18 protein-coding genes are annotated in these 23,056 nt (G+C 67.5%); 12 read left to right on the top strand and 6 right to left on the bottom strand.

All coding sequences use genetic code 11. The features are described from left to right. The first annotated feature begins 67 nt into the window (after positions 1-67). Both DIE06_RS05325 and DIE06_RS05335 read left to right on the top strand, forming a co-directional pair. The gene (locus tag DIE06_RS05325) at positions 68-568 is read left to right on the top strand and encodes a GNAT family N-acetyltransferase (RefSeq protein ID WP_124660479.1); all 501 of its coding nucleotides are present in this window, start codon (positions 68-70) and stop codon (positions 566-568) included. A 530-nt stretch (positions 569-1,098) separates the two neighbouring features. Further along, positions 1,099-2,694: a thioredoxin family protein gene (locus DIE06_RS05335; protein ID WP_124660481.1), complete on the top strand. Its 1,596-nt coding sequence runs from the start codon at positions 1,099-1,101 to the stop codon at positions 2,692-2,694. 48 nt (positions 2,695-2,742) lie between these two features. Here DIE06_RS05335 and DIE06_RS05340 read toward each other — a convergent pair whose 3' ends face one another. Continuing rightward, complete coding sequence (locus DIE06_RS05340; protein ID WP_124660482.1) at positions 2,743-2,991, bottom strand: DUF4148 domain-containing protein; 249 nt, start codon at positions 2,989-2,991, stop codon at positions 2,743-2,745. 179 nt (positions 2,992-3,170) lie between these two features. Beyond that, on the bottom strand, positions 3,171-4,574 hold the full coding sequence (locus DIE06_RS05345; protein WP_124660483.1) for a GntP family permease: 1,404 nt from the start codon (positions 4,572-4,574) through the stop codon (positions 3,171-3,173). A gap of 325 nt (positions 4,575-4,899) precedes the next feature. Here DIE06_RS05345 and DIE06_RS05350 point away from each other — a divergent pair, with 325 nt between their 5' ends. From DIE06_RS05350 to DIE06_RS05370, 5 genes are all read left to right on the top strand, one after another. After that, the gene (locus DIE06_RS05350) at positions 4,900-6,405 is read left to right on the top strand and encodes a sigma-54-dependent Fis family transcriptional regulator (RefSeq protein ID WP_124660484.1); all 1,506 of its coding nucleotides are present in this window, start codon (positions 4,900-4,902) and stop codon (positions 6,403-6,405) included. Between the two features lie 66 nt (positions 6,406-6,471). After that, complete coding sequence (locus DIE06_RS05355) at positions 6,472-7,011, top strand: BON domain-containing protein (RefSeq protein WP_124660485.1); 540 nt, start codon at positions 6,472-6,474, stop codon at positions 7,009-7,011. A 61-nt stretch (positions 7,012-7,072) separates the two neighbouring features. Continuing rightward, positions 7,073-7,357: a hypothetical protein gene (locus DIE06_RS05360; protein ID WP_185733347.1), complete on the top strand. Its 285-nt coding sequence runs from the start codon at positions 7,073-7,075 to the stop codon at positions 7,355-7,357. 103 nt (positions 7,358-7,460) lie between these two features. After that, complete coding sequence (locus tag DIE06_RS05365) at positions 7,461-7,757, top strand: H-NS family nucleoid-associated regulatory protein (RefSeq protein WP_124660486.1); 297 nt, start codon at positions 7,461-7,463, stop codon at positions 7,755-7,757. Positions 7,758-8,327: 570 nt separating this feature from the next. Beyond that, positions 8,328-10,682: a GNAT family N-acetyltransferase gene (locus tag DIE06_RS05370; RefSeq protein ID WP_124660487.1), complete on the top strand. Its 2,355-nt coding sequence runs from the start codon at positions 8,328-8,330 to the stop codon at positions 10,680-10,682. A 673-nt stretch (positions 10,683-11,355) separates the two neighbouring features. On the opposite strand, the gene DIE06_RS05375 is transcribed toward DIE06_RS05370, so the two are convergent. Together DIE06_RS05375 and DIE06_RS05380 are read right to left on the bottom strand one after the other, a co-directional pair. After that, a complete protein-coding gene (locus tag DIE06_RS05375; RefSeq protein WP_124660488.1) occupies positions 11,356-11,907 on the bottom strand; it encodes a hypothetical protein in 552 nt (183 codons plus the stop codon). 249 nt (positions 11,908-12,156) lie between these two features. Then, positions 12,157-12,981, bottom strand: a complete 825-nt coding sequence (locus tag DIE06_RS05380) for an IclR family transcriptional regulator (RefSeq protein ID WP_185733348.1) — start codon at positions 12,979-12,981, stop codon at positions 12,157-12,159. 655 nt (positions 12,982-13,636) lie between these two features. Between DIE06_RS05380 and DIE06_RS05390 the strand changes: the two genes are divergently transcribed. Continuing rightward, positions 13,637-14,485: an ureidoglycolate lyase gene (locus tag DIE06_RS05390; RefSeq protein WP_124660489.1), complete on the top strand. Its 849-nt coding sequence runs from the start codon at positions 13,637-13,639 to the stop codon at positions 14,483-14,485. Between the two features lie 201 nt (positions 14,486-14,686). On the opposite strand, the gene DIE06_RS05395 is transcribed toward DIE06_RS05390, so the two are convergent. Then, positions 14,687-15,070, bottom strand: a complete 384-nt coding sequence (locus tag DIE06_RS05395; RefSeq protein WP_124660490.1) for a VOC family protein — start codon at positions 15,068-15,070, stop codon at positions 14,687-14,689. A gap of 255 nt (positions 15,071-15,325) precedes the next feature. Between DIE06_RS05395 and DIE06_RS05400 the strand changes: the two genes are divergently transcribed. Further along, positions 15,326-15,973, top strand: a complete 648-nt coding sequence (locus DIE06_RS05400) for an ABATE domain-containing protein (protein WP_124660491.1) — start codon at positions 15,326-15,328, stop codon at positions 15,971-15,973. 51 nt (positions 15,974-16,024) lie between these two features. Here the strand turns inward: DIE06_RS05400 and prpR are convergent, their stop codons facing one another. Then, complete coding sequence (gene prpR / locus DIE06_RS05405; RefSeq protein WP_124660492.1) at positions 16,025-18,007, bottom strand: propionate catabolism operon regulatory protein PrpR; 1,983 nt, start codon at positions 18,005-18,007, stop codon at positions 16,025-16,027. A 170-nt stretch (positions 18,008-18,177) separates the two neighbouring features. Here prpR and prpB point away from each other — a divergent pair, with 170 nt between their 5' ends. From prpB to acnD, 3 genes are all read left to right on the top strand, one after another. After that, complete coding sequence (gene prpB / locus DIE06_RS05410) at positions 18,178-19,071, top strand: methylisocitrate lyase (protein ID WP_044845010.1); 894 nt, start codon at positions 18,178-18,180, stop codon at positions 19,069-19,071. 114 nt (positions 19,072-19,185) lie between these two features. Further along, positions 19,186-20,358, top strand: a complete 1,173-nt coding sequence (gene prpC / locus DIE06_RS05415) for a 2-methylcitrate synthase (protein WP_124660493.1) — start codon at positions 19,186-19,188, stop codon at positions 20,356-20,358. Positions 20,359-20,441: 83 nt separating this feature from the next. Further along, positions 20,442-23,036 (top strand): Fe/S-dependent 2-methylisocitrate dehydratase AcnD, encoded by a 2,595-nt coding sequence (gene acnD / locus DIE06_RS05420; protein WP_124660494.1) that lies wholly within the window; start codon positions 20,442-20,444, stop codon positions 23,034-23,036. Positions 23,037-23,056 lie beyond the last annotated feature (20 nt).

Below are 23,056 nucleotides of genomic sequence, written 5' to 3' on the forward strand. Positions count from 1 at the left end.
GATCGGCCGACGCCGCGCCACACGCCTGGCCGGCGCTCCGGCCCGATACTTTCGACGCTACCCAGTCATGACCGATATCACGATCCGGCACAGCGAGACGCACGACGTCGACGCGATCCGGCGAATCATCGCGCACCCGGCGGTGTACATGAACACGCTCCAGCATCCGTTTCCGTCGCACGAGAAATGGCAGCAGCGGCTCGAACGCCTGCGCGAGCAGGGCGTGAGCCTCGTCGCCGAACTCGACGGCACGGTGGTCGGCCATCTCGCGCTGCACCCGGAGCAGAACCCGCGCCGGCGTCATGCCGCGTCGCTCGGGATGATGGTCGATGCGTCGCATCACGGGCGCGGCATCGGCAGCCGGCTCCTGGCCGCCGCCATCGAACTTGCCGAGAACTGGCTGAACCTCACGCGTCTCGAATTGATCGTATTCGTCGACAACCCGGCGGCGATCGCGCTGTATGAAAAGCACGGCTTCCGGATCGAAGGCGAGGCGCCGGACTATGCGCTGCGCGATGGCGCGTATGCGTCGGTATTCCAGATGGCGCGGATCAAGGGGCGGCTGTAACGGCGCGTGCGGGCCGGTGTGCGTCGTTGCATCGGCCGCGGCATGTGCGTGCATTGGCAATGCCGGGCGTCATGTCGTGCATGCCTTCGCGCACCGGATCGCGAGCGGCAACGGACGGCAGTCAATGAAGCATGCATGCGGCGCAGTGCATGGTTGCGCCGACCGCGCGCGAGCGCACGTCGGCGACGCCGCACGTCATATCCATTCGAGAATTCGTTCGTTTTCAACCGGCCGCCTGAATCGTATCGTCGAGCGATTTGCCGGTCGTCGTGTTTGTCGCGGTCGGCACGGCTGCGCGGCGTGCGCATGCAGCGGCCGATCGTGGCTTTCTGCGTCGAAGCTTGCGTGACCCGCACGGCCGATTCCGGCATGCGGGGCGCCATCCGTCGATGGCCTTCATCGTGTCGTCGCTTCGTCGTGTTTTCGCTTCACCGCTTCGCGTGCATGGGTCGGCCGTCGCTGACGTGCAGGCTCCGGCCGTCGCGCGACGCCGCTTCCCGCAACCGTCTCTTTCAACGGAACCCGCCTCCATGAAAATCGTTCTCCGCAACGTGACTGCCGCCTGCCTGTTCGCCGCCGCGGGTGCGGCGTTCGCCACCACCGCGCCACAAGGCGCCGCCGTATCGAGCCCGTCGGGCGGCGGCGCGCATCTGCCGCCCGGCATCGCGTGGCAGGAGGGCGACGTCGATGCCGCGTTCGCGCTCGCGAAGCGCACCGGCAAGCCGCTGCTGCTGTATTGGGGCGCCGTGTGGTGCCCGTCGTGCAACCAGGTGAAGTCGACGATTTTCAGCCAGCAGGCATTCAAGACCCGCTCGTCGTTCTTCGTGCCCGTGTATCTCGACGGCGATACCGACAGCGCGCAGAAGGTCGGCGAGCGCTTCAAGGTGCACGGCTATCCGACGATGATCCTGTTCCGTCCGGACGGCACCGAAGTGACGCGGCTGCCGGGCGAGGCCGATCTCGACCGCTACATGCAGGCGCTGTCGCTCGGGATGACGGCTGCGCATCCGGTTCGGCAGACGCTTGCGACCGCGCTGAACCACGGCGCGGCGCTGACGCCGGCCGAATGGCATCTGCTCGCCGACTATTCCTGGGACACCGACGGCGCGCTGCCGGTGCCGGCCGATCGTGTCGCGGTGACGCTGCAGACGCTGTCGCAACGGGCGCGTGCAGCCGGCGCCAAGGCGGACGCCACACGGTTCGCGCTGAAATCGACGGTTGTGGCGGCATCGGACGATCCGGCACAGGCCGGCGCGCTCGACAAGGCCGCGCTCGCCGACGCGCTGCGCGCGGTGCTGCGCGAGCCGGCGCTGGCGCGGGCCGATTCGGACGTGCTCGTCGCGGCGCCCGCGCGCGTGGTCGCGTACCTCGGCGGCGATGCCGCGCAGCGTGCGAAGCTGAGCGGCGCGTACGACACGGCGCTCGCGCGCTTGTCGACCGATACGACGTTGTCGTCGATCGACCGCCTGATGGCGCTGCACGGCCGCGTGCTGCTCGCGCGCGGCGACGCGCACGCCGGCGCGCCGCTCGCCGCGCCGGCGCTGGTCGATACCGCACGCAAGCAGATCGCGACATCGGTGCAGGGCGCTGCGAATGCATATGAACGGCAGGCGCTCGTCAGCGAAGCGGCGGACACGCTGACCGACGCCGGTCTGTACGACGAATCCGATGTCTTGCTGAAGGCCGAGCTGCCGCGTTCGGCGACGCCTTACTACTTCATGTCGGGTCTGGCCGCGAATGCGAAGGCGCGCGGCGACAAGGCCGTGGCGCTCGACTGGTACCGGAAGGCGTACGACTCAGCGAGCGGACCGGCGACGAAGTTGCGCTGGGGCGCGACCTATTTCGCGAATGCGGTCGCGCTTGCGCCGGACGATTCGGCGCGGATCGAAGCGATCGCAGCGAGCGTGCTCGCGCAGGCCGGCAAGACCAAGGATGCGTTTTATGGGGCGAACCTGCGCGCGCTGACCAAGGTCGTCACGCAATTGAATCGCTGGCGCGGCGGCGGCGCGCACGATGCGTCGGTCAGGTCGGTCGTGAAGCAGTTCGACGGGGTGTGCGCGAAGCTGCCTGCGGGCGATCCGCAGGCAGCGGCATGCGCGAAACTGATCGAGCCGGTGAAGGCGTGACGGCCGGCGAAGGTGCGGTCAGGCGTGACGGCCGCATCGTGACTGCGATTACTGGCCCGATTCCGGCGCCGCGCCGCGCGTACTGCCAGCCCCGGCGCTCTGCTGGCGGATCTTCGCTTCGGCGGACACGATGCTGGCCGGGTAGAACCAGTCGCTCGACTGGAAGCCGGCCTGCTTGAGCGCCTTCACTTCGGCGTGGACCTGCGCGCGCGTGAGCGGCGGGTTCGACTGCGCTAGCGCGGCGAGCGGGGCGGATACGGCCAGGGTAATGGCAACTGCGTGAATCAGGCGCTTCATGATCGTGACCTCCATGTTTCCGACTGGGTGACCGGCCTTCGTTCGACGAAGCGGCGGCGGTTGAAAACAGTGTAGGTCCGGCCACGCGCGGGAAAAACGCGCTTGCTCCCAACGCAGTGTTCTGCTGCCGGAAACAATGGATCGGGGCGGCGTGCGGAACGCCGCCCCGATCCGGAGGCTTACACGAGGCCGGTCGTGTAGTACACGGCGATCACGAAGAACACCGCCAGCGTCTTGATCACGGTGACGGCGAAGATGTCGCGATACGACTCGCGGTGCGTGAGGCCGGTGACCGCGAGCAGCGTGATGACTGCGCCGTTGTGCGGCAGCGTGTCCATGCCGCCGCTGGCCATAGCGACGACCCGGTGCAGCACGTCCATCGGGATGCTGGCTGCCTGCGCGCCCTTGATGAACAGGTCCGACATCGCGGCGAGCGCGATGCTCATGCCGCCCGACGCCGAACCGGTGATGCCGGCGAGCGAGCTGACCGACACGGCCGCGTTCACCAGCGGGTTCGGAATGCTCTTCAGCGCGTCGCTGACGACGAGGAAGCCCGGCAGCGCGGCGATCACGCCGCCGAAACCATACTCCGACGCGGTATTCATCGCGGCGAGCAGCGCACCGCCGACGGCTGCCTTCGAACCGGCCGCGAAGCGGTCGCTGACGCGCTTGAACGCGGTCAGGACGACCAGCACGATGCCGAGCAGCAGCGCGGCCTCGACCGACCAGATCGCGACGACGGTCTTGATCGACGTCGTGACCGGCGTGTGCACGCCGGGCAGCACGTCCGGCGCGACCGTGTACGACGCGGCGCCGTACCACTGCGGGATCAGCTTCGTGAACGTGAAGTTCGATGCGCCGACGAGGATCAGCGGCAGGATCGCCAGCGCCGGATGCGGCAGTGCCGTCGCTTCGACGCGTTCCGGTTCGTTGACGAGCGACGTGCCGTAGCCTTCGCCCTTCGCCATCGCCGAACGGCGGCGCCATTCCAGGTACGCGAGGCCGACGACGATGATGAACAGCGAGCCGATCGTGCCGAGCGCGGGGGCGGCCCAGGCGGTCGTCTTGAAGAACGTGGTCGGGATGATGTTCTGGATCTGCGGCGTGCCGGGCAGCGAATCCATCGTGAACGAGAACGCGCCGAGCGCGATCGCGCCGGGCATCAGCCGCTTCGGAATGTTGCTCTGGCGATAGAGCTCGGCCGCGAACGGATACACCGCGAACACCACGACGAACAGCGACACCCCGCCATAGGTGAGCAGCGCGCACACCGCGACGATCACCGCATTCGCACGCGAGCGGCCGATGTAGCGGATCGCGGCATGGACGATCGACTCGGAGAACCCGGACAGTTCGATCACTTTGCCGAACACGGCGCCGAGCATGAATACCGGGAAGTACAGTTTGACGAAGCCGACCATCTTCTCCATGAAGATGCCGGAGAAGACCGGGGCGACGGCGGCGGGTTCGATCAGCAGGACCGCGCCCAGCGCGGCGATCGGCGCGAACAGGATCACGCTGTAGCCGCGATACGCGGCGAACATCAGGAACGCCAGCGCGGCGAGGACGATCACGAAAGACAAGGGAGTCTCCTAATGGCTTGGAATGGCTTTGGTTGTTGTTCGATCGCGGAACGCGCCGCGGACCGGCTCAGGTTCGTGCAGGTTTCGTGCCATCGGCCGGATTGCGCCGCCGGACATGGGTCCGGCGCAGGCCGGCGGGCCCGCGCCGGCCAATGTCTGAAGATTCTACAGAAATCGTCTCCATTCGGAGACGATTCGACGCCAGGACAGCCCATTGAATCGGGCAGGGCTTTCCCGGACAAGGCATTCCGGGATGTCTCCAAAGTGAGATACTGCGTCCCGTTCCGGAGACATCCGGCCGAGCATACGCGGAGACGACGACACGATGATGAACGACTGGGTCCGCCTGCCCGTCAATTACGGCGACGTGCTGCGGCGCGCCGCCGAGTCGCTGTTTCGAACCTTCGAGGATTCGAGTGCGGGGACGGTGGTCGTCGATCGAGACGCGCGCGTCGTGTGGATGAACGAGCGTTATGCGGCGCGCTTCGGGTTCGCTGATCCGCAGCAGGCGGTCGGCCTCGACTGCGAGGCGGTGATTCCGAACAGCCTGATGCGCGAGGTCGTGTCGACCGGGCAGCCGATCCTGCTCGACATCATGGAGACCGGCCGCGAGCCGCTCGTGGTCACGCGCCTGCCGTTGAAGAACGAGGCGGGCGAGACGGTCGGCGCGATCGGCTTCGCGCTGTTCGACCAGTTGAAGACCCTCACGCCGATCTTTTCCCGTTACGCGCAGCTTCAGCAGCAGCTGATCGCGACGCAGCGTTCGCTCGCGCAGGCGCGCCGTGCGAAATACACGTTCGCGAGTTTCGTCGGCACGAGTGCCGCAAGCCTCGAAACCAAGCGGCAGGCGCGCCGCGCCGCACAGGTCGATTCGCCGGTGCTGCTGCTCGGCGAGACGGGCACCGGCAAGGAACTGCTCGCGCATGCGATCCACGCGGCGTCGGCGCGCGCGCTCCAGCCGCTCGTGACCGTCAACGTCGCCGCGATTCCGGACACGCTGCTCGAGACCGAATTCTTCGGCGCGGCGCCGGGTGCGTATACCGGTGCCGATCGCAAGGGACGCGTCGGCAAGTTCGAGCTGGCCGATCGCGGCACGTTGTTTCTCGACGAGATCGGCGACATGCCGCTGCCGCTGCAGGGCAAGCTTCTGCGTGTGCTGCAGGACAAGGAGTTCGAACCGGTCGGCTCGAACCGGATCGTGCGTGCCGACGTGCGGATCATTGCCGCGACGTCGGCCGACCTGCCCGCGCTGGTCGAGGCCGGCCGCTTTCGCGCGGATCTCTATTACCGGCTCAATGTGCTGACGATTCACGCGCCGCCCTTGCGCGAGCGCGCGTCCGACATCGCGGCGCTCGTCTACGCGACGCTCGAGGAACTGGCCGCGCAGCACGGCCGGGCCGCGCACTGCGAACTGACCGACGACGCGCTGCGGATGCTGTGCGCGTACCCGTGGCCAGGCAATGTGCGCGAACTGCGCAATACGCTCGAGCGTGCGCTGATGCTGTCGGATCGCTCGGTGATCGATGCGGGTGCGCTCGCGCCGTTCCTCGGGCCGGTGCGCATGGCGCCGGACAGCGTGCCGGCAGGCACGCGGCCTGCTCCGCCGCCGGTCGGCCGGGACGCGGGCGACGCAGCGGATACGGCGGGTGCACCTTGCGCATCGGGTGCGGCGGTCGTTTCGTATGCCGATGCATTGGCCGCGTGGGAGCGCCAGTTCCTGATCGATGCGCTTGCGGCTTGCGACGGGAAGGTGGTGGAAGCGGCCGCGCGCATCGGCATCGGTCGGGCGACGCTCTACAAGAAAATGACGGCGCTCGGGATCGACCGGTAGCAAGCGGCGGCGGATGCGCCCGGACATGAGGAGCGGCACCGGTGAAGTACCCGACAGGAGGCAACGATGAAGCGAATCGGCATTGCCGGATGGCTGGCCGTATTGGTGGCGACGTCCTCGTTCGCGCAGACGGGTGACGCGGACGCGCCTGCGGTGCGGCGCAACTGGTACAACGATCCGTTCGTCGCGCTGTCGCAGGGCTTCGCCGGATGCCCGCTGCCGCTCGGCCCGTGGATGACGCGCGCCGAGATGGAGGACGACGCGCATTACCGCGTCGAGCGCGGGACCACCTGCTGGCTCGCCCACCGCTGCACGAAACCGAATTCCTATATGTATGACGCGCCGATCGCAGACGCGGCGAAAGCGCATTTCGCGGGCACCGATCGGCTGCAGGGCACGAGCCTGTGGATTACCGTGCAGCGGCGCTTCATCTATGTCGAAGGGTGTGCCGATCCGGCATTGGACCGGCAGGCGCTGGCGCGCGAACTCGGCGCGCTTCCCGACGTCGAGCAGGTGTTCGTTCGCATCACCGACGATCCGCACCGGGCCGTGCCGTACAAGACGCGCGGACGGCCCGACCGGACGCCGGACCGAGCGCGGGACTGAACGTGTGACAACGGTGCGTGGCATACTCGCGAAATTCAAAAATCGGTTGACGGAAATAACAATGAATCACATGCTTGCGTCGGTCTGTCGGTGGGCTCGAATGCATTGGCGTCGGGCCGGATTGTTGGCCCTGGTTGCTGGGCTCGGCGGGTGCGGCGGCGGGGCGCCTCTGTTCACTTCGGACGGGCGCCCGACGACGCAGGTGCAGTGCAACGGCAGCGACTGGAGCAATTGCACGGACAATGCCCGAGCCATCTGCAATGGGGAATTCGACGTCCTCCAGCAATCGACCGATGACGGCGTGCGAAATCTTCTCTTCGCATGCAAGAAGAAGAGCGGCTATTGAACCCGATATGACTGGATAAGGAGACCATAATCGGGTGAAGCGCTTTTCTATTCGCTGGGAGTCGGCTATTTTTCATGAATAACACTCACGGAGTCCCATCCATATGGCGACCTACAGGCAACTGACAGCGCAGCTCGAAAGACTTCAGCAAAAGATCGACAAGGAACGCGAAAAGGCGATTACCGATGCGATTGCCGCCATTCGGGCGAAAATCGAGGAATTCGACATTACGGCGGAAGAACTCGGTTTTCGGCCGATCGGCACCACTGCCGCGGCGAAACCGAAGCGTCCGTTGCCGCCGAAGTACCTGAACCCGAAGACGGGCGAAACGTGGAGTGGCCGCGGGCGTGCGCCGGCGTGGCTCGGCAAGAACCGCGCGCGTTTCCTGATCAAGGACTGACTCCCGAAAATTCTCACCTTTCGTGCGCTGCTGACGGTGCGAACGGCCATGCGGCCGTCGCACCGTTTTGTTTTTGGGCGGCGGCAGCGCGACTCGAAACCGCGAATTGAACGCCAATGCCGCGCGATTAACGGATCCCGTTTTGCGAATTCGCCGCGATTCGGCCGGATATCGCCGCGAATTCCGGTAAACGACCCCGCAATTACGCGGCATGCGTGCATTGGCATTTTCGATCGCCGCGGTGCTGAGGTCCCGCCGATTGCCTTCACCTCTCGTGCATGGACGCACTGCGCCGTGCAATTCCCGAACTTGCTCACCATGGCTCCTGTAAACCCTCACCTTTGAAGCGGCGACCCGATGGCCGCATCGTGTTGCCTTCGCCCGTTGCGTCGTGCAAAGGCGTCGGTTACCGGCCCATGTTGCGGCGATTGATGCGCGTCGCACAGTCGGCCGTTCGGCATATAGGCAGCCGCAGCGGGTTCGCCTATGCTTGGAGTTCGCGTCGACCGGTACATGGCCATCTGGCCCGTGTACCGGTCGGATCGTCTTTCGTTACCGTATGGAGCCGCTGTGACCGTCCGCCATCTCGATGCGTTGTTTCAGCCCAGGTCCGTTGCCGTCGTCGGCGCATCGTCGCGCGCGGGGAGTATCGGTGCGATGGTGTGGGCGCGTGTGCTCGACGGCGCGTTCGAGGGGCCCGTGTGGCCCGTCAATCCGAAGTATCGCGAGCTGAACGGGCACGCGGTCGTGGCGGATGTCGACCGGCTGCCCGCGCCGCCATCGGTCGCCGTGATCTGCACGCCGCCTGCCACGTGGGCCGGCATCGTGCGCAAACTCGGCGAGATCGGCACGCGCGTCGCGGTGATCGTCGGCGAGGCGCGCACCGACGCCGATCGCGCCGCGCTTGATCGCGCGCTCAAGGCCGCGAAGCCGTTCGTGCTCCGTATCGTCGGGCCCGGCAGTCTCGGCGTGCTGTCGCCTGCGCGGCATGCGCATTTCGGCGCGCCGGCCTATACGGCGCGATCGGGCGGCGTCGCGTGGGTGTCGCAATCGAACGCGCTGACGAACGCGGTACTCGGCTGGGCCGATGCACGAGGCCTCGGCTTTTCGCACGTCGTCGCGCTGGGTAGCGAGGCCGACGTCGATGCGGGCGACGTGCTCGACTACCTCGCCAGCGATCCCGGCACGCGTGCGATCCTGCTCGAGCTCGACACCGTGTGTGCCGCGCGCAAATTCATGTCGGCCGCGCGTGCGGCGGCGCGCAACAAGCCGGTGCTCGCGCTGCGCACCGGGCGCGCCGATCCCGGCGATGCGCTTTACACGGCAGCGTTCCAGCGCGCGGGGATGGTGCGTGTCGATGCACTCGACGATCTGCTCGACGAGATCGAGACGCTCGGCGTCGGGCGCGTCACCGCGCGTGGCGCGGCGACGCTCGTGACGAGCGACGCGGGTGTTGCCAAACTCGCGGTCGATGCGGTCGCGGAGGTGCGCGACGTGCTGGCCGACTGGCCGGCTGCGGCAACGTCGGCGGTCGCGGCCGCGCTGCCGCATCTCGCCGCGCCCGGCAATCCGCTGACGCTCGGCGACGATGCGCGTCCGGAGCATTTCGGCACCGCCATCAAGGCGCTCGCACCGTTTCCGCAAACGGGCACGCTGTTCGTCGTGCATTCGACGTCCCACAGTGCGCCGGCCGATGCGGTCGCGCGCACGCTGATCGAATCGCGGCAGCATGCATACCGTGGCATCCTCGCGTGTTTCTTCGGCGCGGTCGACGCGGCGACGCGCGACGCACTGCACGCGAACGGCATCCCGGTGCACACCACGCCGCAGCGGCTTGCGCGCGCATACGCACGGCTCGTCGACTACAACCTCGGGCGGCAGTTGCTGATGCAGACGCCCGAGGGCACGCCGCAGCAACCGGCCGACTGCGTTGCGTCCGCGCAGGCCGAGGCCCGACGGATGGTCGACGCCGGCGAGCATGAGCTGGCCGGCGACGCGGCGTTGCACTGGCTGTCGCACTTCGGCCTGCACGGCGAGCCGGCCGCGTCGACCGGCGCCAAAGTCGTCGACGTCACGGTCGACATGTACGACGATGCGAACTTCGGCCCGGTGTTCCGTTATGCCGTGCCGCCGGCGGATGGCGTATCGGCGCCGTTCGTCGTGTACGGGCTGCCGCCGCTGAATTCGGTGCTCGCCCGCGCGGTGATGGAGCGTTCGCCGTATGCGCGCCGCACGTCAGTCGAACCCACGCTCGATGCGTTGACGGCACTGTCGCAAGTCGTGTGCGACGTGCGCGAAGTCGTCGCGATGTCGGCCACGCTGCGCGTGGTGTCCGACCGGGCATACGTGGTCGCGCCGCGCATCACGCTGGCGGCGGGGCGCAGCCGGCTCGCGATCATGCCGTATCCGCGCCATCTCGAGCAGACGCTCGAATGGCGCGGCGAGACCGTGACGATCCGTCCGATCCGTCCGGAAGACGAGGAGGCGCATAACGAGTTGCTTGGTGCGATGACGCCGGACGATCTGCGGATGCGTTTTTTCGGCGCGGTGCGCAGCTTCGATCATTCGCAAGTCGCGCGCATGACGCAGATCGACTACGACCGCGAGATGGCCTTCATCGTGTCGTTCACCGACGTGTCGGGCCGGTCGCACACACTCGCGGTGGCGCGCGCGGTCGAGGATCCCGACAACGAGACGGCGGAGTTCGCGATCGCCGTGCGGCCCGATCAGAAGGGCAAGGGGCTCGGGCGGCTGATGATGACCCGGCTCATCGACTATGCGCGATCGCGCGGCACCGCATGGATGATCGGCGAGGCGCTGCGCGAGAACACCGCGATGATCGAGCTGGCGAAGTCGTGCGGTTTCGCGGTGTCGACGACGGAGGAACCCGGCGTGGTGGGGTTCAGGATGAAGCTGCAGCCGTAATCGCGCGAGCCAGCGTGCGCAGGTATCGTGCGCGGTCATGCGGAACGCACGATGTCGGTGATGCACGGTCACTGCCGAGTGAAATCATCGTAGTTCGGAATGCAGACCGTTCGACTGGTTCGCTCGAATGCGCGGATCGGTACGACGCTCGCTCCGTGGCCGATGGGGAAAGGCGAACGGGTCGAGTCACGGCATCCGCGGCGGGCGCATGGCATGTACCGATGACCGCCGCGTATCGCCGATTCCGGTGCCATGGTCGAGCGCACAGCCCCACACATTTCGCATCCGCGGCACCTGAAGTGGAACAAAGGTGAGATTTTTCGGGAGCCACGGGTGAGGTTTTCCGGGAGCGGCGGGGTGAGCCGATACGGGAGCGCTCGGTGAGCCTTCGCGGGAGCTGCCGGTGAGCCCTTGCGGGAAGCCCCGGTGAGCCTTTTCGGGAAAGGGCGGTGAGCGCCTGCGGGAGGCATCGGTGAGGATGTTCGGGAGGGGCCGGTGAATGTCTCCGGACGCTTCAGGTGAGCTTTTACGGGGCGCTCGGGTGAGCGCTTACGGGACGCTTCGGTGAGACTTTTCGGGAGCGTGCGAACGCAGTGCTCCGGCTGGCGCGGCGCCGGTCTTTGCCGGCGTCCGCGCCGATGCGGACACGCATGAACCGTGCCCGCGACAGCGTTTACACAGCGAGTTTCGACGCTGCGTCGTTCACCTGGTCGCGCGAAATCGCGAGTTCTTCAAGGTGCGCGTCGGCATAGACGCCGCCGGTTTCGCGCTCGAGGCGGGCGATCGTCAGCGCGCAACGCGCGGTGTCCTTCGGCATCGCGATGAAGCGCTTGACCGATTCACCGGACGTGAATGCATCGAACAACGCGCCGCGCACGTCGTCCGGAAGCGTCTTGGTCCATTGGTACGGCTTGCCGTTGAACGTGATCGACGGCGGCAGCGTGCGTTCCTTCTTGGTGGCCGTGATGAGACCGTAGGTGCGCGCGGCGTCGCCGATCTGCTCGGGCGAGAAGAGTTCGTCTGGCGTGATGTCGAACTGCTCGATGTAGTTCTCGATCGCCTGCATCGCCGCGGCACGGTCGTCGCGCTTCTGCTGCGCGCGCGCGACGATGTCGCGCAGCTCGTCCGCTTCCTCGGGCGTGATCGTGAAGCTCGCCTGCTTCTGCTGAAGTTCGGAGAAACGCTGGAATTCTTGATCGTTCAGAAGTTTGGCCATGACATCCATCGGATACGACGGCCGCAACAGCCGGCCGCCGTAGTTTTTGAGAGGGCCGCTATTCTAGCGTAGCGCGGCGTCCGCGCATCCGGAAACGGTCTGTCGAATGCCGGCACGCGTGCCCGCGCGACCGGGCGCGCATCGCGCGCCGCGTGGGCATCGTCACGCCCGCCTGCCCGGCCCGCCGGCCGAGTGATCGAACGACGGTCGCGCCCGAACGATCGGCCGCCTTCAGCGCGGTCGTCCGTTCGGCAACGTTCAGCAAGTGTCCGCGCGGCACATCGACAACTGGCCTGCCGTATCGCGCAGCCCCGTGACGGCCACCTCGACGGACGGCGCCATGTGCGCGTCGATCCGGCGCATGTACGGGCAGGTCAGCACCGCGATCGCGTGGCCGGCCGGGCCGAGGATCGGCGCGCTCAGGTCGGTGACGCCGTATGCCTGGCGGCTGTCCTGGCGCACGTAGCCGGACTGGCGGATGGACTGGCACGCGTGCACGAGTTCCTGCTCGTTGATCGGCGTTTCGCCCTTGACCTTGCGATGCTCGGCCAGCATGTGCGCACGCTGCTCGGAACCCTGGAACGACAGCATCACGCGCCCCGACGCCGTATCGGCGAGCCCGACGCGCGAGCCGAGCCGCACCGACACGCCCCACGGGCCGGGGCCGTCCACCTGCGCGATCACGAGCAGGTTGCCGCGATCGTAGACGGTCAGATGGCACGACTGTTCGGACGCATCGGCGAAGCGCTGCATCAGCGGCAAGGCCTCGGCGATCAGCCGGTTCATCGGCGGATGCCGATGCGCGAGCGCGAACAGTTTCAGGCTGAGCGTGTAACGGTCGCCGCCGCTCGAGCGCATCACGTAGCGGCGTGCGACGAGACGTTCGAGCATCCGGTAGATTTCGCTCGCGTTGCGGCCGAGCTCCTTCGTGATTTCGGTGCGGGTGAGTCCTTCCTTCTGTTCCGACAGGAGTTCGAGAATGTCGAGGCCCTTGTCGAGCGCGGGTGCGCGATAGCGGTCGGCTGCGCCCATCGACTCCCGTGCGTCGCTGCCGGTGTGCGGGTTGTTGTTCGTTTGCATCATGGGTAGGAAGTCCGGGAATTGCCAATCGGTGGCGACGCACGCTGGCCGGTTTTGCACGCGGATTCGTGAAGCCGCGTGCGGATGTGACTGCCATCCCGGCGAGCTTGACAACAACGCTCGGTGTGTAATGCGGCGTCTTTTTACCGATCGTTATCCAGCAAGAACGGATCACGTGCCGTTCCCGATGACAGGGTCGTAAGAAATATTCGGAATTCATCTTTCGGTATCGAAGGACGGCGGCATTGGGCGTAAGGCCGACTGCGGCCGCGGGCCCGATGCTGCGGTGCAACCTCCGCAGGCGCACCAATAGTCGGTATCCGTCGCGCGCCATTTCACGGCGGGCCGCCGATGGTACAAAGAGCGGCGGGCCAGCGACGGCGCGGCCGCGCGTGAAGCCGGTCGGCACAGGCCGGCACATGTCGCGGATGCCGGGCCGTCGTCGCCGATGCGCAGACCGGCGGCCGCCCGTTCGAGGCGCGTCGCACGTCGGTGCGGCGCCGCGATCGCTGCGCCTGCGCGAGCCTCGCGTGTCGATTGGCCTGCCGGATACGGCGCCGACGCGCGTCATCGACGATCGACATTCAGTCCGGCGCGTGGCCGTCAGCGGCCGCGTCGGCCGGTATCCTGTCACATTCGACAACAGAGGTTTAGCACGATGAAACTGCTTCGCTATGGCCCGCCCGGCCAGGAAAAGCCCGGTATTCTCGACGCGGACGGCCGGATTCGCGACCTGGCCGCGCACGTGCCGGATCTAGCCGGCGACGCGCTGTCCGACGCCGGTCTCGCGCGCCTGCGCGCGATCGATCCGGCCACGCTGCCGCTCGTCCCCGGCGAGCCGCGCATCGGCGCGTGCGTCGGGCGTGTCGGCAAGTTCATCGGCATCGGTCTGAACTATGCCGATCACGCAGCCGAAGCCGGCATGCCGGTGCCGAAGGAACCCGTGGTGTTCGGCAAGTGGACGAGTTCGATCTGCGGCCCGAACGACGGCATCGACATCCCGAAGGGTTCCGTGAAGACGGACTGGGAGGTCGAGCTGGGCGTCGTGATCGGCGCGACATGCAAGGACGTCGACGAAGCGCGTGCGCTGGATTACGTCGCCGGCTACTGCGTCGTCAACGACGTGTCCGAGCGCGAGTGGCAGATCGAGCGCGGTGGCCAGTGGGACAAGGGCAAGGGCTTCGACACGTTCGGCCCGATCGGCCCGTGGCTCGTCACGCGCGACGAGGTGCCCGATCCGCAACGCCTCGACCTGTGGCTCGAGATCGACGGCCATCGCTACCAGAACGGCAACACGCGCACGATGGTGTTCACCGTCGCGCAACTGATCGCCTATCTGTCGACCTGCATGACGCTGCAACCGGGCGACGTGATCACGACCGGTACGCCGCCGGGCGTCGGGATGGGCATCAAGCCGTCGCCGGTGTTCCTGAAGGCCGGCCAGCGGGTGCGCCTCGGGATCGACGGGCTCGGCGAGCAGCTGCAGAGCACGCGCGACGCACAGTAAGAGCGTTTGCGCGACGAGGGCGGGATCGCGGGCGCCATCAACCGCAACCCGGCTGCGCTGCCCGATCTGTCGTCCGATCGCCTCGCATGACCGGAGGCGGCGACCATCGCGAACCGAACACCGATGCAGCAAGGACAAGGGCCCGATTCCGCGTGATGCGGAATCGGGCCCTTGTCGTTCACCGTGTCGGTCCGAACCGGATCAGACGACGTTGTCCAGCTCGCAATGGGCTTCGAGCCGATACCCGTCGGGATCGACGACGAACGCCGCGTAATAGCCGGGGCCGTAGTGCTGGCGCTTGCCCGGCCCGCCGTTGTCCTGCCCGCCGTGCTGCAGCGCGGCGCGATAGAACGCATCGACTTCCACCGGCGACGCTGCGCGGAACGACACGTGCAACCCTGAATCGGGATCGGCGACGACCGGACGGGCCGCGTGCTGCAACCACAGCACCGGTTCGCTGGTGCCGTAGCCGAGGGATCCGTCGTCGCTGTACAGCCGCTGGTAGCCGAGCGCGCCGAGTGTGCTGTCGTAGAACGCGCGGCTGCGGTCGATGTGGGCAACGCCGAACGAAAGGTGGTCGATCATCTGTGGCTCCTTGAACTGAAGGGGGGCGTCAGTGCAGCAAACCTGTTTACAGCCACCAGGCCAGCCGCTTGTAGCGAAGCGCGCCGAGCGTGCTGTCGTGGAACGCGCGACTGCGGCCGGTGTGGACAACGTCGTACGAAAAACGATCGATCATCTGTGGCTCCTTGAACTGAAGAGGGGACATCAGAACGGCCAACCCGTTTTTAACCACCATGCTGGTTATGTTAGAAAGCGTCCGGATGCTTGTCAACCGGCATGGTGGTTAGATACGATCGCGTCATGAGCAAAACGCAACCTTCCGTCACGACGGACTGCCTGATCCCTGCGCCGTCCGAAACGCTGAGCATCGATTTCGCGAACACGCTGTACTGGCGTGGCGCGGACACGCCGACCGAAACCTTCGGCACACTGGACGACCTGTTGGCGTGGTGCCGCGAGCAGGCACGCGTGCCGGCAGGCCTGGCCGACGCGTGTCGTGTACAAGTGACTGAGAAGGGGGGCGAGCCGGCGATGCTGGCGCATGCGCTCGCGTTGCGCGAGGCGTTGTATCGGCTCTTTCATGCGCAGGCCGAGCGGCGCGAGCCGCAAGCCGACGATCTCGCGCGGCTGGGCGGTTTTCTGGCGGAAGCGGCGCCGCGCGTCGTGCTCGCGCGGATCGACGGCGGCTATGCGTGGCGGATCGGGGACGCGGGCGCGACGCTCGCGGGGCTGCTGAGCCCGGTGCTGTGGTCGGCGACCGACCTGCTGGGCGGCGCGCGGCTCGCGAAGGTCAAGCGCTGCGCGAACGACGCATGCCAGTGGCTGTTCATCGACGACAGCAAGAACGGCAGCCGCCGCTGGTGCTCGATGTCGTCGTGCGGGAATCGCGCGAAGGCGTACCGCCACTATCACAAGGCCGATTGACGGCGGCACGCATCCGGCGCGTCATCCCTGCCGCGCCCGTCCCGCGCGAACCTATTTCGCCGACAGCTTCCGCCACAGCGTCGTCTTGCTGATGCCGAGCATCGCGCACGCGCGATCGCGGTCGCCGCCGCACGCGTCGAGCACCGCGCGGATCTCGTCGGCTTCCGCGCGGCGGCGGCGCGCGTGGAGCGTCTGCGCGTCGTCGGCGTCGGCCGGACCGGGCGGCGCCGCGAACAGCTCGGGTGCGATCGCCTGCAGCGCATCGGGCGCGAGCGCCGTGCACGCGGCGCCCGGATCGTGCTCGTCGACGTCTTCGGCCAGCTCCACCGCGATCCGCTCGACCACGTTCTGCAGTTCCCGCACGTTGCCGGGCCAGCGATAGCGCGCGAGCGTCGCCTGCGTCGCGTCGAGCACGCGCATCGCATCGCCGGCCTCGCGCACGCGTTCGGCCAGCCGCGGCTCGCGCCGCGCGGCCTGCACGAGCAGCGTGGCCGCGAGCGCCGGAATGTCGGCGGCGCGCTCGCGCAGCGGCGGCAGGCCGACGTTCAGGATGTTGAGACGGTAATACAGGTCCGCGCGGAACGTGCCGGCCTCGACGGCCGCGAGCAGCGGCCGGTGCGTCGCGGCGATCACGCGCACGTCGATGCGGATCGGCTCGGTCGAGCCGAGGCGGATCACCTCGCGCTCCTGCAGCACGCGCAGCAGCCGGCTTTGCAGCGACGGCGGCATCTCGCCGATCTCGTCGAGAAACAGCGTGCCGCGGTGCGCGGCCTCGAACAGCCCGGTCTTGCCACCGCGCCGCGCGCCGGTGAACGCGCCTTCCTCGTAACCGAACAGCTCGCTCTCGAGCAGCGCTTCCGGAAACGCGCCGCAGTTGATCGCGACGAACGGATAGCTGCGCCGCACGGACAGCGCGTGCAGGCTCTGCGCGATCATTTCCTTGCCGGTGCCGCTTTCGCCGAGCACGAGCACGGTCGCGTCGGATTTCGCGTAGCGGCGCACGAGGTCGCGCACGCGGGTCATCGGCGCGGAGCTGCCGACCACGTCGTCGAGTGCATAGCGCGCCGCGAACTGCTGCGTGTTCGGCTGCGAGCGCAGCGCGCGGTCGAGCCGTTCGACCGCACGCGATTCCTGGAATGTCAGCACGCTGCCCGACGTGACGCCGCGATCGACGAGCGGCCCGCGATGCACGACGTAGCGCACGCCGCGCACGGTCGCGAGCGCGTCGCCGTCCTCGCCGCGCAGTGTGCGCAACTCGGGGCGCAGGTCGACGAGCGCGCGGCCGACGGCCGCCGCGGGTTCGACCCCGAGCGCCGACGCGAGCCGCTCGTTGATGGCTTCGACGCGGCCGCGCGCATCGAGCGCGACCACGCCGTCGCGCAGGTGCTGCAACAGGTTGTCGAGTCGCTGGCGGCGAAACGCCTCGGCGTGCGTCGCGTAGGCGACTTCGAGCGCCGTCTCGACCGCCTTGCGCACCGACGCGTGTGAATACAGGAACACCGCGCCCATGCCGGCGCTCGCCGCGAGATCGGTGACGAGGCCGGGGCCGACGATCGTCTCGATGCCGCGGTCGTGCAGGTCGTGCACGCAGGCTTCCGCTTCCTGCGCGGACTGATATGACGCAAACTGCACGTCGAGGCCGTAGGCGGCGACGAAGCGGCGCACTTCGGGCGGCGTCTCGCCGGCGCTGACGAGCGCGATCCGCGATGCGTCGCGCCGTGCGCGCGCGAGCGCCTGCATCACGTCGAAGCCGGTCGGCGACACGACTACCACCGGCACCTGCGCACGCGTCTTGAGGAAGCCGCCGTTCGAGCCGGCCGCGACGATCACGTCGGGCCGCGCGGTGCCGGCCTCCGCGATCGCGCTCAGCGCGTCTTCGTAGGCCCGCGTGACGATGCGCACGTCGGCGCGTTCGTCGAATTCGCCGGCGATCTCGCGAAACAGGTCGCGCAGGCGGCTGATGCCCATCGCCCAGATGCGCGGGCGCACCGTGCGGTCGGCCGGGCCGACGGGCTTGGTCGAGGAGAGGTCCATGGCAACCGATTATGCGCGTCGGATTTCATTTTTGAAACATGAAATTGCCAAATTGAAATCGCCGGACGATTCACAGCGCGTGCCGGTTGCTTAGGAATCAGTGGGTTAGCGGCATTTCGCGAGCTGGCCCGGTCCTTGCTGTTGATGGGCATTCCTTCAGGAGGCCGTTCATGAGCAACACGCATCTTCAGAGCGCCGGCGCGAAATTCCGCGCGGCAGTCGCGGCCGAGCAGCCGCTGCAGGTGGTCGGCGCGATCACCGCCTACGCGGCCAAGATGGCGCAGGCCGTCGGCTTCAAGGCCGTCTACCTGTCGGGCGGCGGCGTCGCCGCGAACTCGCTCGGGATCCCCGACCTCGGCATCAGCACGATGGAAGACGTGCTGATCGACGCGAACCGGATCACCAACGCGACCGACCTGCCGCTGCTCGTCGACATCGATACGGGCTGGGGCGGCGCGTTCAACATCGCGCGCACGGTCCGCTCGTTCATCAAGGCCGGTGTCGCGGCCGTTCACCTCGAGGACCAGGTCGGCCAGAAGCGCTGCGGCCACCGTCCGGGCAAGGAAGTCGTGCCGACCGACGAAATGGTCGATCGCGTGAAGGCCGCGGTCGACGCGCGCACCGACGACCAGTTCGTGATCATGGCCCGCACCGACGCGGCCGCCGCCGAAGGGATCGATGCGGCGATCGAGCGCGCGATCGCGTACGTGGAAGCCGGCGCGGACATGATCTTCCCGGAAGCGATGAAGACGCTCGACGACTATCGCCGCTTCAAGGCCGCCGTGAAGGTGCCGATCCTCGCGAACCTGACCGAGTTCGGTTCGACGCCGCTGTTCACGCTCGACGAACTGCGCGAGGCGAACGTCGACATCGCGTTGTACTGCTGCGGCGCGTATCGCGCGATGAACAAGGCCGCGCTGAATTTCTACGAGACGCTGCGCCGCGACGGCACGCAGAAGGCCGCGGTGCCGACGATGCAGACCCGCGCCGAGCTGTACGACTTCCTCGGCTATCACGCGTACGAGCAGAAGCTCGACGAGCTGTTCGCGCAGGGCAAGAAGTAACGTGCCCGCCCGCCGGGATACGGTTCCCGGAACGCTTTGCATGAAGCCGGGCCGCGCGCACAGGCGCCGGGCCGGGCTGACGTGACACCCAGATCCCCATTGGAGAGTAGAAACATGAGCGAGACGAAAGACGCAGCAGCACCGGCCGCCGCAGGCGCATTCAAGCCGAAGAAGTCGGTGGCGCTGTCGGGCGTGACGGCCGGCAACACGGCGCTGTGCACGGTCGGCAAGACCGGCAACGACCTGCACTATCGTGGCTACGACATTCTCGACGTCGCCGAATCGTGCGAGTTCGAGGAAATCGCGCATCTGCTCGTGCACGGCACGCTGCCGAACCTGACCGAACTGGCCGCGTACAAGACCAAGCTGCGCGCGCTGCGCGGCCTGCCGAGCGCGCTGAAGGTCGCGCTCGAGCAGATTCCTGCGTCGGCCCACCCGATGGACGTGATGCGCACCGGCGTGTCGGTGCTCGGCACCGTGCTGCCGGAGAAGGACGATCACAACCTGCCGGGCGCGCGCGACATCGCCGACCGCCTGATGGCATCGCTCGGCTCGATGCTGCTGTACTGGTATCACTTCTCGCACAACGGCAAGCGCATCGAGACGGAAACCGACGACGACTCGATCGGCGGCCACTTCCTGCACCTGCTGCACGGCAAGACGCCGTCGAAGTCGTGGGTCGACGCGATGCACACGTCGCTGATCCTGTACGCGGAGCACGAGTTCAACGCATCGACGTTCACCGGCCGCGTGATCGCGGGCACGGGCTCGGACATCTACTCGGCGATCACCGGCGCGATCGGCGCGCTGCGCGGGCCGAAGCACGGCGGCGCGAACGAAGTCGCGTATGAAATCCAGAGCCGCTACAGCTCGCCGGACGACGCCGAAGCCGACATCCGCCGCCGCGTCGAGAACAAGGAAGTCGTGATCGGCTTCGGTCACCCGGTCTACACGATCTCCGATCCGCGCAACAAGGTGATCAAGGGCATCGCGCACAAGCTGTCGAAGGAAGCGGGCGACCTGAAGCTGTACAGCATCGCCGAGCGCCTCGAATCGGTGATGTGGGACGCGAAGAAGATGTTCCCGAACCTCGACTGGTTCAGCGCCGTGTCGTATCACATGATGGGCGTGCCGACCGCGATGTTCACGCCGCTGTTCGTGATCTCGCGCACGTCCGGCTGGAGCGCGCACATCATCGAACAGCGCGTCGACAACAAGATCATCCGCCCGAGCGCGAACTACACCGGTCCGGAAGATCTGCAGTTCGTGCCGATCGAGAAGCGCTGAAACGCCCCGCCGCGTGCGCCGGCACCCGTGATGCGGGCAGCCGGCGCACGCGGAACGCCTTACCCCGAATTCCGCCCCACATCATGAATACCGCCAACCGCAAACCCCTGCCCGGCACGTCGCTGGACTACTTCGACGCGCGTGCCGCGGTCGAAGCGATCGCCCCCGGCGCGTACGACACGCTGCCGTACACGTCGCGCGTGCTCGCCGAAAACCTCGTGCGCCGCTGCGATCCGGCGATCCTCGCCGATTCGCTGAAGCAGATCGTCGAGCGCAAGCGCGAACGCGACTTCCCGTGGTTCCCGGCGCGCGTGGTGTGCCACGACATCCTCGGCCAGACGGCGCTCGTCGACCTCGCGGGTTTGCGTGACGCGATCGCCGAGCGCGGCGGCGACCCGGCCAAGGTGAACCCGGTCGTGCCCGTGCAGCTGATCGTCGACCACTCGCTCGCCGTCGAGTGCGGCGGCTTCGATCCGGACGCGTTCGCGAAGAACCGCGCGATCGAGGATCGTCGCAACGAGGATCGCTTCCACTTCATCGAATGGACCAAGCAGTCGTTCGAGAACGTCGACGTGATCCCGCCGGGCAACGGCATCATGCACCAGATCAACCTGGAGAAGATGTCGCCGGTGATCCAGGTGCAGGACGGTGTCGCGTATCCGGACACCTGCGTCGGCACCGACAGCCACACGCCGCACGTCGACGCGCTCGGCGTGATCGCGATCGGCGTCGGCGGGCTGGAGGCGGAGAACGTGATGCTCGGCCGGGCATCGTGGATGCGCCTGCCCGACATCGTCGGCGTCGAGCTGACCGGCAAGCGCCAGCCCGGCATCACCGCGACCGACGTCGTGCTCGCGCTGACCGAGTTCCTGCGCAAGGAAAAGGTGGTCGGCGCATACCTGGAATTCCGCGGTGCGGGCGCCGCGAGCCTGACGCTCGGCGACCGCGCGACGATCTCGAACATGGCGCCCGAATACGGCGCGACGGCCGCGATGTTCTTCATCGACGGCCAGACGACCGACTACCTGCGCCTCACCGGCCGCAGCGACGAGCAGGTGAAGCTGGTCGAGACCTACGCGAAGGCGGCGGGCCTGTGGGCCGACACGCTGAACAATGCGCAGTACGAGCGCACGCTGACGTTCGACCTGTCGAGCGTGGTGCGCAACATGGCCGGCCCGTCGAACCCGCACAAGCGGCTGCCGACGTCCGATCTCGCCGCACGCGGGATCGCCGGCCAGTGGGAAGAGAAGGCGGGCGAGATGCCCGACGGCGCGGTGATCATCGCCGCGATCACCAGCTGCACGAACACCAGCAACCCGCGCAACGTGATCGCGGCCGCCTTGCTCGCGCGCAACGCGAACGCGAAGGGCCTCACGCGCAAGCCGTGGGTGAAGAGCTCGCTCGCGCCGGGCTCGAAGGCGGTCGAGCTGTATCTGGAAGAAGCGAACCTGCTGCCGGAACTCGAGAAGCTCGGCTTCGGCATCGTCGCGTTCGCGTGCACGACCTGCAACGGGATGTCGGGCGCGCTCGATCCGAAGATCCAGCAGGAGATCGTCGATCGCGACCTGTACGCGACGGCCGTGCTGTCCGGCAACCGCAACTTCGACGGCCGCATCCATCCGTATGCGAAGCAGGCATTCCTCGCATCGCCGCCGCTCGTCGTCGCGTATGCGATCGCCGGCACGATCCGCTTCGACATCGAGAAGGACGTGCTCGGCCACGACCAGGATGGCCAGCCCGTCACGCTGAAGGACATCTGGCCGACCGACGAGGAGATCGACGCGATCGTCGCGTCGAGCGTGAAGCCCGAGCAGTTCCGCAAGGTCTACGAACCGATGTTCGCGCGCACGGCCGATGCGGGCGAGCGTGCGGCGCCGCTGTACGACTGGCGCGCGCAGAGCACGTACATCCGCCGCCCGCCATACTGGGAAGGCGCGCTGGCCGGTGAACGCACGCTGAAGGGCATGCGTCCGCTCGCAGTGCTCGGCGACAACATCACGACCGACCACCTGTCGCCGTCGAACGCGATCCTCGCGAACAGCGCGGCCGGTGAATACCTGGCAAAGATGGGCCTGCCGGAAGAAGACTTCAACTCGTACGCGACGCACCGGGGCGACCACCTCACCGCGCAGCGCGCGACCTTCGCGAACCCGACGCTGATCAACGAGATGGCGGTCGTCGACGGCGCGGTGAAGAAGGGCTCGCTCGCGCGCGTCGAGCCGGACGGCCAGGTCATGCGGATGTGGGAAGCGATCGAGACGTACATGAATCGCAAGCAGCCGCTGATCGTGATCGCCGGCGCCGACTACGGCCAGGGTTCGTCGCGCGACTGGGCCGCGAAGGGCGTGCGGCTCGCGGGCGTCGAGGTGATCGCCGCCGAAGGGTTCGAGCGGATCCACCGCACGAACCTGATCGGGATGGGCGTGCTGCCGCTCGAGTTCAAGCCGGGCACGAACCGCACCACGCTCGGCATCGACGGCACCGAGACCTTCGACGTGACCGGCGAGCGCACGCCGCGCGCCGATCTCACGCTCGTGATTCACCGCAAGAACGGCGAGCGTGTCGAGGTGCCGGTGACGTGCCGGCTCGATACGGCCGAGGAAGTGTCGATCTACGACGCGGGCGGCGTGCTGCAGCGTTTCGCGCAGGACTTCCTCGAATCGTCGCAGGCGGCTTGATCGAGTCACACAGGGACAAC

This window comes from Burkholderia sp. Bp8998 (genome assembly GCF_003854235.1).
Classification (GTDB): domain Bacteria; phylum Pseudomonadota; class Gammaproteobacteria; order Burkholderiales; family Burkholderiaceae; genus Burkholderia.

Coding starts and splice junctions, on each gene's coding strand:
- DIE06_RS05335 (WP_124660481.1), top strand. CDS start 1,099: ATGAAAATCGTTCTCCGCAACGTGACTGCCGCCTGCCTGTTCGCCGCC.
- DIE06_RS05375 (WP_124660488.1), bottom strand. CDS start 11,907: ATGGATGTCATGGCCAAACTTCTGAACGATCAAGAATTCCAGCGTTTC.
- prpC (WP_124660493.1), top strand. CDS start 19,186: ATGAGCGAGACGAAAGACGCAGCAGCACCGGCCGCCGCAGGCGCATTC.
- prpB (WP_044845010.1), top strand. CDS start 18,178: ATGAGCAACACGCATCTTCAGAGCGCCGGCGCGAAATTCCGCGCGGCA.
- acnD (WP_124660494.1), top strand. CDS start 20,442: ATGAATACCGCCAACCGCAAACCCCTGCCCGGCACGTCGCTGGACTAC.
- DIE06_RS05400 (WP_124660491.1), top strand. CDS start 15,326: ATGGTGGTTAGATACGATCGCGTCATGAGCAAAACGCAACCTTCCGTC.
- DIE06_RS05365 (WP_124660486.1), top strand. CDS start 7,461: ATGGCGACCTACAGGCAACTGACAGCGCAGCTCGAAAGACTTCAGCAA.
- DIE06_RS05350 (WP_124660484.1), top strand. CDS start 4,900: ATGATGAACGACTGGGTCCGCCTGCCCGTCAATTACGGCGACGTGCTG.
- DIE06_RS05360 (WP_185733347.1), top strand. CDS start 7,073: ATGAATCACATGCTTGCGTCGGTCTGTCGGTGGGCTCGAATGCATTGG.
- prpR (WP_124660492.1), bottom strand. CDS start 18,007: ATGGACCTCTCCTCGACCAAGCCCGTCGGCCCGGCCGACCGCACGGTG.
- DIE06_RS05355 (WP_124660485.1), top strand. CDS start 6,472: ATGAAGCGAATCGGCATTGCCGGATGGCTGGCCGTATTGGTGGCGACG.
- DIE06_RS05380 (WP_185733348.1), bottom strand. CDS start 12,981: ATGATGCAAACGAACAACAACCCGCACACCGGCAGCGACGCACGGGAG.
- DIE06_RS05395 (WP_124660490.1), bottom strand. CDS start 15,070: ATGATCGACCACCTTTCGTTCGGCGTTGCCCACATCGACCGCAGCCGC.
- DIE06_RS05325 (WP_124660479.1), top strand. CDS start 68: ATGACCGATATCACGATCCGGCACAGCGAGACGCACGACGTCGACGCG.
- DIE06_RS05340 (WP_124660482.1), bottom strand. CDS start 2,991: ATGAAGCGCCTGATTCACGCAGTTGCCATTACCCTGGCCGTATCCGCC.
- DIE06_RS05390 (WP_124660489.1), top strand. CDS start 13,637: ATGAAACTGCTTCGCTATGGCCCGCCCGGCCAGGAAAAGCCCGGTATT.